Below are 11,684 nucleotides of genomic sequence, written 5' to 3' on the forward strand. Positions count from 1 at the left end.
CCTCAGAAGCCGGCAGGTGAGCGCGTGTGCCAGTCAGTATTCAACTGATACTGGTGAGCGACATTGAGCAAGCGGCCTTCCTGGAAGTACGGCGCAAGCAATTGCACGCCGACTGGCAAGCCATCGACAAAACCGGCTGGCATCGACAGGCCTGGCAGGCCCGCGAGGTTGGCGGTAATGGTGTACACGTCTTCCAGGTAGGCAGAAACCGGGTCGCTGTTTTTAGCGCCGATTTTCCAGGCCGGGTTAGGCGTGGTTGGGCCGAGGATGATGTCGACTTCGTTGAATGCCGCGACGAAGTCGTTTTTGATCAGGCGACGGATTTTTTGCGCTTGCAGGTAGTACGCATCGTAGTAACCCGCAGACAGGGCATAGGCACCGACCAGAATCCGGCGCTGTACTTCCGGGCCGAAGCCTTCGGCGCGCGAGCGCTTGTACAGGTCGGTCAGGTCTTTCGGGTCTTCGCAGCGATGACCGAAGCGCACGCCGTCAAAGCGCGACAGGTTGGAAGACGCTTCGGCGGGTGCGATCACGTAGTACGCAGGAATCGCGTGCTGCATGTTGGGCAGGCTGATGGTCTTGATCACCGCGCCGAGCTTTTCGAGCTCTTTGATGCTGTTGTGCACCAGCTCAGCAATGCGTGGGTCGAGGCCTTCGCTGAAGAACTCGGCAGGCACGCCAATGCGCAAGCCTTTAAGCGAAGCATTGAGGTCGGCGCTGAAGTCTGGCACCGGTTCATCAATGCTGGTGGAGTCTTTAGGATCGAAGCCAGCCATGCCTTGTAACAAAATTGCGCAGTCTTCAGCAGTGCGTGCCAGCGGGCCGCCCTGATCAAGGCTGGAGGCGTAGGCGATCATGCCCCAGCGCGAAACGCGACCGTAGGTCGGCTTCAGGCCGGTAAGGTTGGTCAGTGCCGCTGGCTGGCGGATCGAGCCGCCGGTGTCAGTGCCGGTGGCGGCCGGGAGCAGGCGAGCGGCAACGGCTGCTGCCGAACCACCCGACGAGCCGCCAGGTACGTGCTCGAGGTTCCACGGGTTTTTTACGGCGCCGTAGTAGCTCGACTCGTTGGCCGAACCCATTGCGAACTCGTCCAGGTTGGTCTTGCCCAGGCTGACAGCGCCCGCTTCGGCGAGTTTGGACACCACGGTGGCGTCATACGGGGCCTTGAAGTTGTCGAGCATCTTCGAGGCGCAGCTGGTGCGTACGCCCAGGGTGCAGAACAGGTCTTTGTGCGCGATCGGGGCGCCCAGCAGGGCACCGCTTTCACCGTTGGCGCGACGTGCGTCTGCGGCCTTGGCCTGCTCGATGGCGAGGTCTTCGGTGAGGGTGATGAAGCTGTTGATCTGCGGATCAAGCTGGGCGATACGCGCCAGCAAGGTCTTGGTCAGTTCTTCAGAAGAAAACTTTTTTTCGGCGAGTCCGCGGGCGATCTCGGCCAGAGTCAATTGATGCATGCAGGCTCTTTCCCTTTACTCGATGACTTTCGGAACCAGATAGAGGCCGTTTTCGACCGCTGGTGCGATGGACTGGTAAGCCTCGCGATGATTGCTTTCAGTCACGATGTCGGCCCGCAGGCGCTGGCTGGCTTCCAGTGGGTGGGCCAGCGGCTCGATACCGGTGGTGTCGACAGCCTGCATCTGATCAATCAGCCCCAGAATGCTATTAAGGGCTTCGGTGGTGCGTGGGAGATCGGCATCATTGAGACCCAGACGGGCCAAATGTGCGATTTTTTCCACGTCGGAGCGTTCAAGCGCCATGGGATTCTCCAGTGGAAAACAGGACGGATGCTGTCCGTGTGTTAGATTGTCGGAACACTACCGCATTTCTACGGTCATATGGCCGCGATTGTGGGGGTTGGTGCACGGAAAAGCGGTCAATTTAACATATTGGCGCCTTGCCCAAAATCCCTGTCGTTGTTAGAGTTTGCCGCACTTTTTTACCCACGCGTTGCCTAGGGTCCCTTTCCCATGTTCAAGAAACTGCGTGGCATGTTTTCCAGCGATCTTTCCATCGACCTGGGCACTGCCAACACCCTTATTTACGTGCGTGAGCGCGGTATCGTCCTGAATGAGCCATCAGTTGTGGCTATTCGGACACACGGTAACCAGAAAAGTGTCGTTGCCGTCGGCACCGAGGCCAAGCGTATGCTGGGCCGTACACCGGGCAACATTGCTGCCATTCGTCCGATGAAGGATGGCGTGATTGCCGACTTCAGCGTCTGCGAGAAGATGCTGCAGTACTTCATCAACAAAGTGCATGAAAACAGCTTTTTGCAGCCAAGCCCTCGGGTTTTGATTTGCGTACCGTGCAAATCGACTCAGGTAGAGCGTCGCGCCATTCGTGAATCGGCACTCGGTGCCGGTGCCCGTGAAGTGTTCCTGATCGAAGAACCCATGGCTGCGGCCATCGGTGCTGGCCTGCCAGTTGAGGAAGCACGCGGTTCGATGGTTGTCGATATCGGTGGTGGTACCACTGAAATCGCGCTGATCTCCCTGAACGGTGTGGTTTACGCTGAATCCGTACGGGTTGGCGGCGACCGTTTCGACGAAGCAATCATCACCTATGTACGTCGTAACTACGGCAGCCTGATCGGTGAGTCGACGGCTGAGCGCATCAAGCAGGAGATCGGCACGGCCTACCCGGGTGGCGAAGTCCGTGAAGTCGATGTACGCGGCCGTAACCTGGCAGAAGGTGTTCCACGTGCTTTCACCCTGAACTCCAACGAAGTGCTGGAAGCTCTGCAAGAGTCGCTGGCCACTATCGTTCAGGCCGTGAAAAGTGCACTGGAGCAGTCGCCACCGGAACTGGCTTCGGACATCGCCGAGCGCGGTCTGGTGCTGACCGGTGGTGGCGCCTTGCTGCGTGACCTCGACAAGCTGCTGGCGCAGGAAACCGGTCTGCCGGTCATCGTCGCCGAAGACCCGCTGACGTGCGTTGCTCGTGGTGGTGGCCGTGCGCTGGAAATGATGGATAAACACACGATGGACCTGCTCTCCAGCGAATAAGATCGCCGGTGCAGGCCAATGGTTATCACCAGAAGGTAGCACTTTGCAGTGCTGCCTTTTGGCGTTTATCTTCTGCCAATCTTCATCCAGGCCGCTTTAACGCCGTATGAATACATTGAACACTTGCCCGGGAGGGGCGGCTTATTAAACCGCTCTTTTCTAAAGGCCCCTCATTGGGCGTGCGCTTATTGGTGCTGGTCGTGCTATCGGTCGCGCTGATGGTGGTCGATGCCCGCTTCACGTTGCTCAAACCGGTGCGCAGCCAGATGTCACTGGTGCTGATGCAAACCTATTGGGTGACCGATTTGCCGCAACGCCTGGTCCAGGGAGTTGCCAGCCAATTTGGCAGTCGCACCGAACTGGTGGCTGAAAACGAGAAGCTCAAAACCGAAAACCTTCTGCTTCAAGGCCGCATGCAAAAGCTGGCAGCCTTGACCGAGCAGAACGTTCGCCTGCGTGAGTTGTTGAACTCCTCGGCGCTGGTGAATGAGAAGGTTGAAGTGGCCGAACTGATCGGCATGGACCCGAATCCATTTACCCATCGCATCATCATCAACAAGGGGGAGCGCGACGGTGTCGTGCTCGGCCAGCCGGTGCTCGATGCCCGCGGATTGATGGGCCAGGTGGTCGAGCTGATGCCCAACACGTCGCGCGTCCTGTTGCTCACCGACACCACCCACAGCATTCCGATACAAGTGAACCGCAACGGGCTGCGTGCCATTGCCAGCGGTACGGGCAACCCTGAGCGGCTGGAACTGCGCCATGTGCCCGACACTGCGGATATCAAAGTGGGCGACCTGCTGGTCAGTTCAGGCCTGGGCCAGCGGTTTCCGGCCGGCTACCCGGTGGCGACGGTGAATGAAGTCATTCACGACTCGGGCCAGCCATTTGCCATTGTGCGGGCCGTGCCGACCGCCGCCCTAAATCGCAGTCGCTATTTGCTACTGGTGTTCAGTGACAGCCGAACCCCTGAAGAGCGCGCCAATGACGCGGCTCAGGCCCAAGAGGCCGAGCAGAAGGGGGAGGCGGGGCCGATTGTGCCCGCGACCGTTCCTAAGCCCGCGCCGACCATACCTGCTGCGACCGCAGCGCCTGCACCGGCTGTACCGGATCCCAAGACCGTGAAAAAACCTGCACCCGCCGCAGCCAAGCCGCCAGCCGCTGCGCCGGCCACTACTCGGGAGAGGGAATAATGGCGGGCACTCATTCGCGAAATGGCTGGATTGTCTGGCTGACGTTTGCCATTGGCCTGTTGCTCAGCGTTTCGCCCTTGCCGCAGTTCATGGAAATCCTGCGGCCGTTGTGGCTGGCCTTGTTGCTGGCGTTCTGGGCTCTGGCCCTGCCGCACAAGGTGGGTATGGTCACTGCCTGGTGCCTGGGGCTCATGGAGGACGTGTTATACGGTACCTTGCTGGGCCAGAATGCACTGATCCTGACCCTCATTACCTTTTTGGTACTGTCGCTGGCGCAACGGCTGCGTACGTTCCCGATGTGGCAGCAGAGCCTGGTGATCCTGGTCATTTTTGGCCTGGCGCAACTGGCTCAGCTATGGCTCAGTGCCTTGACCGGCAATCGTCAGCCGACCTTGGCACTGGTGTTGCCGGCACTGGTCAGTGCGCTGCTGTGGCCTTGGGTCAGCTACGGGCTTCGAGGCTTGCGCCGACGTTTCAAAATCAATTAATTGGATCGCGAGCCATTTCCTGGTTTGTGCACTTCGACAGGGAGATGTCTTGATGACTCCGCTTTTTCTGGCCTCTGGTTCACCGCGCCGACGCGAGTTGCTGACTCAAATCGGCGTGCCGTTCCGTGTGGTCAGCGCCTCCATTGACGAAACCCCTCACCCTGACGAACTGCCTGCGGCCTATGTCGAGCGCCTGGCGCGAGAGAAAGCCCGCGCTGGTCGAGAGCAACTGCTCGCCTCGTCACCCGATGCTGCATTCTGCGTGCTGGGAGCCGACACTGCTGTTGTGCTGGATGATCGGATTCTTGGCAAGCCGGTCGACGAGGCCGATGCCTTGTCTATGCTCATGGCGTTGTCTGGCCGAGAGCATGAAGTGTTGACGGCCATTGCCCTTATTGAAGCCGGCCGTTGCGAAACCCGTGTGGTGCGCAGCCGGGTCAGTTTCAGAACGATCAGCCAACAAGAAGCCGCCCGGTATTGGGCCAGTGGGGAGCCTCAGGACAAGGCCGGGGGTTACGCCATTCAAGGGCTGGCCGCTATCTTTGTGGTGGGGCTCAATGGCAGTTATTCCGGCGTGGTGGGGTTGCCTGTGTGCGAAACCGCAGAACTGCTGGGACAATTCGGCATACCCTGTTGGCAAACTTTATCGAGCGCTGAATAACGCGCCTTACATGACTTGGCACTAATGTTATGACGCCTGAACGAGACCCAGCCATGAGTGAAGAGATCCTGATCAACATCACGCCGATGGAATCGCGCGTGGCAGTGGTAGAGAACGGTGTTCTGCAAGAGGTGCATGTCGAGCGTACCCAGCGCCGTGGCATTGTTGGCAACATTTATAAAGGCAAGGTGGTCCGGGTGTTGCCCGGCATGCAGGCGGCCTTTGTCGACATCGGACTGGACCGAGCAGCGTTTATTCACGCGTCAGAGATTTCTCTGCGTGAAGGCCAGGCCGTTGAAAGCATCAGTTCGCTGGTGCACGAAGGGCAAAGCCTGGTGGTGCAGGTCACCAAAGACCCGATTGGCTCCAAGGGCGCTCGCCTGACGACGCAACTGTCGATTCCGTCGCGCTATCTGGTGTACATGCCGCGCACCGCACATGTCGGCATTTCGCTGAAAATTGAAGACGAAGCTGAACGTGATCGCCTCAAACAGGTGGTCAGTGATTGCGTGGCGCAAGAAGGTATCAAGGAAGCCGGTGGCTTTATTCTGCGCACGGCTGCCGAAGGCGCCGGGGCGGATGAGATCCTGATGGACATTCGCTACCTACGTCGGCTGTGGGACCAGATTGGCTTACAGATCAAGACTGCCGGTGCGCCGAGCGTCATTTATGAAGACTTGGGCCTGGCGCTGCGCACATTGCGTGACCTGGTGAGCCCGAAGATCGAAAAAATCCGCATCGACTCGCGGGAAACCTTCCAGAAGACCACTCAGTTTGTGGCAGAACTGATGCCCGAAATCGCCGACCGGCTGGAGCATTACCCCGGCGAGCGGCCGATTTTTGACCTGTACGGTGTAGAAGACGAAATCCAGAAAGCGCTGGACCGCAAAGTGCCGCTCAAATCCGGTGGCTATCTGGTGGTCGACCCGGCCGAAGCCATGACCACCATTGATGTGAACACCGGTGCGTTCGTTGGCCATCGCAACCTCGAAGAGACCATCTTCAAGACCAACCTCGAAGCGGCCACCGCGATTGCCCGGCAACTGCGCCTGCGTAATCTGGGCGGGATCATCATCATCGACTTCATCGACATGGAAGATGAAGAGCACCAGCGCCAGGTGCTGCGCACTCTCGAAAAACAACTGGAGCGCGATCACGCCAAGACCAACATTATCGGCATCACCGAGTTGGGCCTGGTGCAAATGACCCGTAAACGCACCCGCGAAAGCCTTGAACAAGTGCTATGCGAACCCTGCGTGTGCTGCCAGGGGCGTGCCAAGCTGAAAACGCCTGAAACCATTTGCTACGAAATCTTCCGCGAAATTCTCCGTGAGGCCCGCGCCTATCAGGCAGTTGGCTATCGTGTATTAGCAAACCAGCGCGTTGTGGATCGGTTGCTGGATGAAGAATCGGGCAACGTTGCGGAGCTGGAAGGCTTTATCGGGCGTACCATCCGTTTTCAAGTAGAAACTCAGTACTCCCAGGAACAATACGACGTGGTACTGCTCTGAAGTATCTGAAATCGTATACGCATGACAGGGGGCTGGGCGCAGTTCCCTCGACCATCACTGAAGGGGCCACCTGACATGGAGCGTCTGACACGCTTTTTTGCCGCGCTGACCCGCTGGGGATTAGGTCTATGTGCATTGGTTCTGGTACTCACGGCGTTGTACGTCAGCCTGGGCCGTGAACTGACGCCGCTGATCGCCGAATACCGCGCAGAAGTCCAGGCTAAGGCTCGTGAAGCCTTGGGCATGCCGTTGACCATTGGCAGCCTCGAAGGCAGTTGGCGAGGCATGGCGCCGGTGCTGTTGGCGCACGATGTGATGATCGGCGAGGGCAACAATGCCTTGCATCTGGATAACGTGCAGGTGGTACCTGATGTCTGGGCCAGCCTGCTAAACCGTGATGTGCGGCTTGCACAGGTGCAATTGGACGGCCTGCAAGTGAGCTTGCGTCAGGATCAAGACGGCCACTGGGCGCTCGAAGGGCTGCCAGCGCAAGACGATCAGCCGCTGGACCCGGAGCAACTGCTCAATCAACTGCAACGCGTGGCTCGGGTGTCGGTGCTAGACAGCCAGGTGACCCTGGAACCCTTCAAGCAAGCCCCCATGACCTTGATCTATGTCGGGCTGACGCTGGATGTGGGTGCGTCTGACCAACGTCTTGATGCGCGTTTGACCCTGCCCGACGGCCAGCCCGTGGCGCTTAGCCTCAAGACTCAGATCCAGGCCAGTCGCTGGCGTGACGGTGCCGCCCAGGCTTACCTGAGCCTGCCGCAGAGTGACTGGGCAAAGTGGTTGCCTGCCAGTCTGATACATCCATGGAAAGCCTCGGAATTAAAGGCCGGTGGCGAGTTTTGGTTCAACTGGGGCAATGGCACCGTGCAAAGCGCGGTAGCGCGTTTGAATGCGCCCAAACTGAGCGGCGCCTATGCTGACCGCAAGCCCGAAACGCTCGAAAACCTGGCGCTGCATGCGTGGGTAGCCCGTGGCAAACAGGGCTTTAATGTTGTCCTTGATTCATTGGCGATGAATATCGGCGAGAAGCGCTGGGAAACCCGCCTGCAACTGCAACAGTTCGCTGCCACTAACGGCGAGCAGGAGCGCTGGCACCTGCAGGCCGATCATTTGGATCTGACACCCATCACGCCGCTGATGGATTCACTGGCTCCCGTGCCAGACGCCGTGGCCCAAGTCATTGATCAACTGAGCGTCACCGGTACGCTGCGTAACGTGCTGGCCGACTACCGGCCAAACGCAACGGACGATCAAAAGATCAGTTTTGCCGCGAACTTGCAGCAAGTGGGCTTCAACGCCACCCATGGAGCCCCGGCTGCGCGTAACGTCAGCGGCTTGATCAGTGGTGACCTAGGCAAGGGAGAGTTGCGCCTCGACAGCAAAGACTTTGTGCTGCACCTGGACCCTATTTTCGACAAGCCGTGGCAATACCTGCAGGCCAATGCTTTGCTCAAATGGACGCTGGATAAAAACAGCTTCACCCTGATTGCTCCCTACATCAAGGTGCTGGGCGAAGAGGGCAAGATTGCGGCGGACTTCCTGATTCGTATCCATATGGATCACTCCGAAGAAGACTATATGGACCTGCGAGTGGGGCTGACCGATGGCGATGGTCGATTCACCCCCAAGTACTTGCCTGAAGTCTTGAGCCCGGAACTGGCCGAATGGTTGAGCACGGCGATTTTGAAAGGCTCGGTTGAAGAGGGCTTTTTCCAGTATCAGGGCTCACTCAACCACGATGCTGTAGCGGCAGCGCGCAATATCAGTCTGTTCTTCAAGGTTCATGGCGCGGAGCTGGCGTTCCAGCCAGGCTGGCCGCATGTGCGCGACGTGTCCGGTGACGTGTTTATCGAAGACAGCGGCGTTCGGATCATGGCCAGCAAAGGCCAGTTGCTCGATACCCAGGTGCGAAATGTCTCGGTCAATATTCCGCACGTGCCCACCGGCAAGGTCACCCATCTATTGTTGGAAGGTGATTTCGACGGCGGCTTGGGCGATGGCCTGAAAATCCTGCAAGAGGCGCCGATTGGCACCGAATCAACCTTTGCCGGCTGGCAGGGCGAGGGCCCGCTTAAGGGCCGGGTTGATCTCGATATACCGCTGGAACATGGCAAAGAGCCGAAAGTCGTGGTGGATTTCAACACCGACAAGGCCCGCCTGAAAATCAGTGATCCCGAGCTTGAGCTGAATCAACTCAAAGGCGACTTCCGTTTCGACAGTGCCAAGGGCTTGAGTGGCAAGGGCATCAGCGCTCGGGCCTTCGACCAGCCGATCAAGGCGCAGATATTTGCCGAAGGCCGCGGTGGCAAATTGACAACCCGGGTTGTGGCCAGCGGTCAGGTTGGGGTTAAAAAGCTCACCGACTGGCTCAAGTTCAATCAGCCGATTCCCGTGTCGGGGATGCTCCCCTATCAACTGCAACTTACCCTGGATGATGCCGATAGCCAGTTGCGGGTCAGCTCGAGTCTCAAAGGGGCGACGATCGACCTGCCCGCACCGTTTGGCCTGACCTCCAGTGAAACTCGCAACACGGTGTTCCGCATGACCTTGCAAGGGGCTGAGCGGCGTTACTGGTTTGACTACGGTGACTTGGCGAACCTGACGTTTGCGGCGCCCAACGGCAAATTTGAAGACGGGCGGGGCGAGTTGTTCCTGGGCTATGGCGACCCGGTGTTGCCGGTGACCAAAGGCTTGCGTATTCGTGGCGTGCTGTCTGAGCTGGACGTCGCACCGTGGCAGGCGCTGGTTGATCGCTATGGGGGCAAGGATTCGGGCGGCAATGCCACGCAACTGCTCAGCAGTGCCGACTTCAGGGTCAACAAGTTGATCGCCTTCGGTACCCAGCTGGATCAGGTGCAGCTGCAGATGAAACGTATCGGCGCGGCCTGGGACCTGCAGATCAACAGCAAGCAGGCGACGGGCGCTGTCACGCTGCCGGACGCGAAGAACGTGCCGATCAAAGTGACGATGCAGACCATCCGCCTTCCGGCTCCAGACCCCAAGGCGGTAACGGACGTTAATGCGCCAGACCCACTGGCTTCAGTCGATCCGCGCAAGATTCCGGCACTGGACATCATTATTCGTCAGCTCTACCAGGGCGCGGATTTGCTCGGAGCCTGGTCGCTCAATATTCGGCCGACCCCCCGAGGGATTAACCTCAACAACTTGAGCCTGGGGCTCAAGGGCTTGTTGCTCGAAGGCTCGGGCGGATGGGAAGGCGTTGCCGGGGCCAGCAACAGTTGGTATCGCGGGCGGATTGGCGGCGGCAACCTGGCCAACGTACTGCAGGGCTGGGGCTTTGCACCGAGCGTGACCAGCGAGGACTTCAAAGTCGATATCGATGGCCGATGGCCGGGCTCGCCTGCCTGGATCGGCTTGAACCGATTCTCGGGAACGATTGACGCAACGTTGAATAAAGGGCGTTTTGTTGAGGTCGATGGCAGCACCCAGGTCGTACGTATTTTTGGCTTGCTGAATTTCAACGCCATTGGCCGCCGCTTGCGCCTGGATTTCTCGGACCTGTTCAGCAAAGGCTTGAGCTACGACCGGGTCAAGGGCTTCCTGACGGCCAGCAATGGGGTGTACCGCACCACATCGCCGATTCTCATGACCGGCCCCTCAACTAACCTTGAACTCAGTGGCACGTTGAATATGGTGTCTGAGCAAGTGAACGCCAAAATGTTGGTGACCCTGCCTGTGACCAACAACTTGCCGCTGGCCGCGTTGCTGGTGGGCGGGCCTGCGGCGGGCGGTGCGATGTTTCTGCTCAACAAGCTGATCGGTGATCAGGTCTCGCGTTTCGCCAGTGTGCAGTACAGCATTCAGGGCCCGTGGAACGACCCTAAAATCACCTTCGACAAGCCATTTGAGAAAAACTAGGAGTAGCATGGCATGGGCGCTCTCACAGGGGCTCCGGTTTACCAGTCCAAGAGAGAGGGCGACATGTCGTTTGCAGTGATTCAAATGGTCAGCCAGAGCGATGTGCTGGCGAACTTGGCACAGGCCCGGCGCCTGCTCGAAGAGGCAGCCATGCGCGGCGCACAGCTCGCAGTATTGCCGGAGAACTTCGCCGCCATGGGCCGGCGCGATATCGCGGCAGTAGGGCGGGCCGAGGCCCTGGGCGAAGGTCCGATCCTGCCGTGGTTGAAACAGACCGCTCGCGACCTCAAGTTATGGATAGTGGCAGGAACATTGCCGCTGCCCCCTGTGGGCCAGCCTGACGCCAAGGTCAATGCCTGTTCATTATTGATCAACGCTGACGGTGAGCAGGCGGCGCGCTACGACAAGTTGCATTTGTTTGATGTGGATGTGTCTGACAGTCGTGGGCGTTATCGCGAGTCGGATGATTATGCACCAGGGGAGCGGGTGGTGGTGGCTGATACGCCGGTCGGCAAACTGGGCCTCACCGTGTGTTACGACCTGCGCTTCCCGGAGCTGTACAGCGAATTGCGGGCTGCCGGGGCTGAGTTGATCACCGCGCCCTCGGCCTTTACCGCTGTGACTGGAGCGGCGCACTGGGACATCCTGATCCGCGCGCGGGCCATCGAAACCCAGTGTTACGTGTTGGCTGCGGCGCAAGGGGGTGTTCACCCAGGCCCCCGTGAAACCTACGGGCACGCGGCGATCATCGACCCTTGGGGCCGGGTACTGGCAGAACAGGCACAAGGGGAGGGCGTATTGCTGGCAAGGCGCGACGCTAACGAACAAGCCGATATCCGGGCGCGTATGCCCGTGGTGAATCATCGGCGCTTTTTTTCGCAGGGCGCACAGCGACCTGCAACGCAGGACTAATTTTCAGGCCCTTGGGTTCAGCTCTT

The 11,684-nt window shown here is 59.0% G+C and carries 9 protein-coding genes; 7 read left to right on the forward strand and 2 right to left on the reverse strand.

What is annotated here, in order from left to right; genetic code table 11:
• Window positions 1–2 precede the first annotated feature (2 nt).
• Together gatA and gatC are read right to left on the reverse strand one after the other, a co-directional pair.
• Window positions 3–1,454, reverse strand: a complete 1,452-nt coding sequence (gene gatA / locus NTD86_RS19775; RefSeq protein WP_262204703.1) for an Asp-tRNA(Asn)/Glu-tRNA(Gln) amidotransferase subunit GatA — start codon at window positions 1,452–1,454, stop codon at window positions 3–5.
• 15 nt (window positions 1,455–1,469) lie between these two features.
• Window positions 1,470–1,757, reverse strand: a complete 288-nt coding sequence (gene gatC / locus NTD86_RS19780; protein WP_055103368.1) for an Asp-tRNA(Asn)/Glu-tRNA(Gln) amidotransferase subunit GatC — start codon at window positions 1,755–1,757, stop codon at window positions 1,470–1,472.
• A 210-nt stretch (window positions 1,758–1,967) separates the two neighbouring features.
• Between gatC and mreB the strand changes: the two genes are divergently transcribed.
• From mreB to NTD86_RS19815, 7 genes are all read left to right on the forward strand, one after another.
• Window positions 1,968–3,005, forward strand: coding sequence for a rod shape-determining protein MreB (mreB, locus tag NTD86_RS19785; RefSeq protein ID WP_002555108.1), 1,038 nt, complete (start codon window positions 1,968–1,970; stop codon window positions 3,003–3,005).
• Between the two features lie 143 nt (window positions 3,006–3,148).
• Window positions 3,149–4,198: a rod shape-determining protein MreC gene (mreC, locus tag NTD86_RS19790; RefSeq protein WP_262204914.1), complete on the forward strand. Its 1,050-nt coding sequence runs from the start codon at window positions 3,149–3,151 to the stop codon at window positions 4,196–4,198.
• Window positions 4,198–4,686: a rod shape-determining protein MreD gene (gene mreD / locus NTD86_RS19795; protein ID WP_048368384.1), complete on the forward strand. Its 489-nt coding sequence runs from the start codon at window positions 4,198–4,200 to the stop codon at window positions 4,684–4,686. Before mreC ends, mreD begins: the two co-directional genes overlap by 1 nt.
• 52 nt (window positions 4,687–4,738) lie before the next feature.
• Window positions 4,739–5,347 carry a Maf family protein gene (locus NTD86_RS19800; RefSeq protein ID WP_262204707.1) on the forward strand — a complete coding sequence of 203 codons (609 nt, stop codon included), beginning with the start codon at window positions 4,739–4,741 and terminating at the stop codon, window positions 5,345–5,347.
• A 53-nt stretch (window positions 5,348–5,400) separates the two neighbouring features.
• On the forward strand, window positions 5,401–6,858 hold the full coding sequence (rng, locus tag NTD86_RS19805) for a ribonuclease G (RefSeq protein ID WP_262204708.1): 1,458 nt from the start codon (window positions 5,401–5,403) through the stop codon (window positions 6,856–6,858).
• 75 nt (window positions 6,859–6,933) lie between these two features.
• On the forward strand, window positions 6,934–10,746 hold the full coding sequence (locus NTD86_RS19810) for a YhdP family protein (RefSeq protein ID WP_262204710.1): 3,813 nt from the start codon (window positions 6,934–6,936) through the stop codon (window positions 10,744–10,746).
• 63 nt (window positions 10,747–10,809) lie between these two features.
• Window positions 10,810–11,658 (forward strand): carbon-nitrogen hydrolase family protein, encoded by an 849-nt coding sequence (locus NTD86_RS19815; RefSeq protein WP_262204916.1) that lies wholly within the window; start codon window positions 10,810–10,812, stop codon window positions 11,656–11,658.
• Window positions 11,659–11,684 lie beyond the last annotated feature (26 nt).

Origin of the sequence: Pseudomonas sp. 7P_10.2_Bac1 (genome assembly GCF_025465935.1) — a bacterium.
In the GTDB taxonomy this organism is placed as follows: Bacteria; Pseudomonadota; Gammaproteobacteria; order Pseudomonadales; family Pseudomonadaceae; genus Aquipseudomonas.

Excerpts from the sequence above, each read along its gene's own strand:
- gatA (WP_262204703.1), bottom strand. The coding sequence starts at position 1,454 with ATGCATCAATTGACTCTGGCCGAGATCGCCCGCGGACTCGCCGAAAAA.
- gatC (WP_055103368.1), bottom strand. The coding sequence starts at position 1,757 with ATGGCGCTTGAACGCTCCGACGTGGAAAAAATCGCACATTTGGCCCGT.
- mreB (WP_002555108.1), top strand. The coding sequence starts at position 1,968 with ATGTTCAAGAAACTGCGTGGCATGTTTTCCAGCGATCTTTCCATCGAC.
- mreD (WP_048368384.1), top strand. The coding sequence starts at position 4,198 with ATGGCGGGCACTCATTCGCGAAATGGCTGGATTGTCTGGCTGACGTTT.
- NTD86_RS19800 (WP_262204707.1), top strand. The coding sequence starts at position 4,739 with ATGACTCCGCTTTTTCTGGCCTCTGGTTCACCGCGCCGACGCGAGTTG.
- rng (WP_262204708.1), top strand. The coding sequence starts at position 5,401 with ATGAGTGAAGAGATCCTGATCAACATCACGCCGATGGAATCGCGCGTG.
- NTD86_RS19810 (WP_262204710.1), top strand. The coding sequence starts at position 6,934 with ATGGAGCGTCTGACACGCTTTTTTGCCGCGCTGACCCGCTGGGGATTA.
- NTD86_RS19815 (WP_262204916.1), top strand. The coding sequence starts at position 10,810 with ATGTCGTTTGCAGTGATTCAAATGGTCAGCCAGAGCGATGTGCTGGCG.